Here is a 2,143-nt window from a genome sequence, read left to right as displayed (position 1 = left end):
TCAAGGACCTGCCCTCCTTCCCCCACGACCGCCTCGAACCCCGCCACGGCGGCGGCACTGGGTCCGCAGAGCTGGACCAGGACGTCGCCGCCGCCGTGGCGGGGTTCGAGGCGGTCGTGGGGGAAGGAGGGCAGGTCCTTGAGGCGGGGTGGGGCGGTCAGGCCGAGTTTGCGGTGCAGGGCGGGACCGAGGGCCACGGTCGGTGTGACCCCCGGGACGGGGCGGGAGGCATGGTCGGTCCACCAGTCGGACAGCACCCGGCGGACATCCCTGACGGACGGCCGGGCGGGCGACAGATCATGGGCGAGCAACAGCACATGGGCGGGCTGCGCAGTGGCGATGCCCGGCTGAGTACGCGGAACCGGACGACTTTTGTCTCCGGAGGAACCGGAACTCCCGGAGGAGTTCGTGGCCGTGTTCCCGGTGGATTCCTCGGCCGCGTCCTCGGTGACTGAGGTTCCGCAGGCGGTGGCCGCGGCGAGCGGGGCGAGAAGCAGCGTACGGCGATGGGGCGGGGGCAGGGCTGTCACCAGGGTTCCAGGGCTCCAGAGCAGAGGCGGGGAGCGTGGCCGGGACGGAGCACGCGCAGGATCCGCCGGACGGCGCGGCGTGACGATACACCTTCCGCCATGAGATCTCTTGTCATGAAATATCGGGCAGAAGCTCCAGGTGTGCGTCCCTTGCGGAGCGCCGCGTCGGCCGTTGCGGTGCTTCTGGTGTTGTCGGGGTGTGGTTCCGCGGGGGTGGATGGCAAGCGGGGGCTGTCCGGGCCGCCGGTGGTGTTGCGGGTGCCCGGGGGGTATCCGTCGATCCAGGAGGCTGTGGATGTCGCCCGATCGGGGGATGTCGTGCTGGTCTCATCGGGTGTTTACCGCGAGGCGGTGACGGTGCGCCGTCCCGGGGTGGTGCTGCGCGGTGCGGACCGGGGCGGGACGGTCGTSGACGGGGAGTTCCGGCGTGCCAACGGSATCACSGTSACCGGTGCGGGGTCGGTGGTGGAGAACCTGACCGTCCGCAACCACCTGGCGAACGGTGTGCTGTTCACCGGGGTCACCGACGAGCGCCTGCAGGGCGCGGGCGCGGGCGGCGGCCAGGGGTACGACCCGCTGGACACGGTCAGGTTCCCGCCGCTGAAGGGCTTCCGGGCCTCGTACGTGACCGCGTACAACAACGCCCTGTACGGCATCTACGCCTTCGACGCGCGCGGCGGCCTCATCGAGCACTCCTACGCCTCGGGGCACTCCGACTCGGGGATCTACGTCGGGCAGTGCGACCCCTGCGACACCGTGGTGCGCGACAACGTGCTGGAGCACAACGCCATCGGCATCGAGGTCACCAACGCCTCCCGCAACCTGTACTTCCTCGCCAACACCGCACGCCGCAACCGGGTCGGCGTGACCGTCAACTCCGACAGCCTGGAGGCCCTGGGCCCCCAGCACGGGGCCGTGCTCGCCGGCAACACCATCACCGACAACAACGACGACCRCAGCCCCGAACAGGCCGACGGCGGCTTCGGCATCGSCATCGGCATCGGCGGCGGCACCCGCAACCGCATCGAACGCAACCGCATCGAGAACCACCGCGTGGCCGCACTCGTCCTGCAGGACGTCCAGGGCTACCCCGTACAGGACAACACCAGAAGCACCGCAACGGCCGACGCGGCAATTCGTAAGATTCCTGAACTCCGGTTGCCTGTACGGGATTTACGGGATTTCATGACAAGGGACCTCATGGTTGACAGGTGTATCATTGCGCCTCGCCTTCCGGTGGATCCTGTGCGCACTCTGCCCTCACCGCATCCTGCGTTTCCACGTTTCTGCCCTGGAGTTCTGGTGACCGCCCTGCCTTCGCCCCGCCGCCGTACGCTGCTGGCCGCCCCACTCGCCTCGGCCACCGCCTGCGGCGCCCCCGCCGACACGGACTCCACCCGCACCACGGACTCCGACGCCTCCGGTTCCTCCGGAGACAAAAGCCGTCCGGTTCCGCGTACTCAGCCGGGCATCGCCACTGCGCAGCCCGCCCATGTGCTGTTGCTCGCCCATGATCTGTCGCCCGCCCGGCCGTCCGTCAGGGATGTCCGCCGGGTGCTGTCCGACTGGTGGACCGACCATGCCTCCCGCCCCGTCCCGGGGGTCACACCGAC

At 69.8% G+C, this 2,143-nt stretch carries 2 protein-coding genes; one reads left to right on the top strand and one right to left on the bottom strand.

Translation table 11 applies throughout. The features are described from left to right. The coding region (locus tag EAO76_RS41360; RefSeq protein WP_187439015.1) for a Dyp-type peroxidase domain-containing protein at positions 1 to 530 on the bottom strand (530 nt) is incomplete at its 3' end. 318 nt (positions 531 to 848) lie between these two features. On the opposite strand from EAO76_RS41360, the gene EAO76_RS47055 reads away from it, so the two are divergent. Beyond that, on the top strand, positions 849 to 2,143 hold a 1,295-nt coding region (locus tag EAO76_RS47055), incomplete at its 3' end, for a right-handed parallel beta-helix repeat-containing protein (RefSeq protein ID WP_262376194.1).

Origin of the sequence: Streptomyces sp. sk2.1 (genome assembly GCF_008120935.1) — a bacterium.
GTDB lineage: Bacteria > Actinomycetota > Actinomycetes > Streptomycetales > Streptomycetaceae > Streptomyces.
This window is presented reverse-complemented; position numbering and strand designations above follow the sequence as displayed.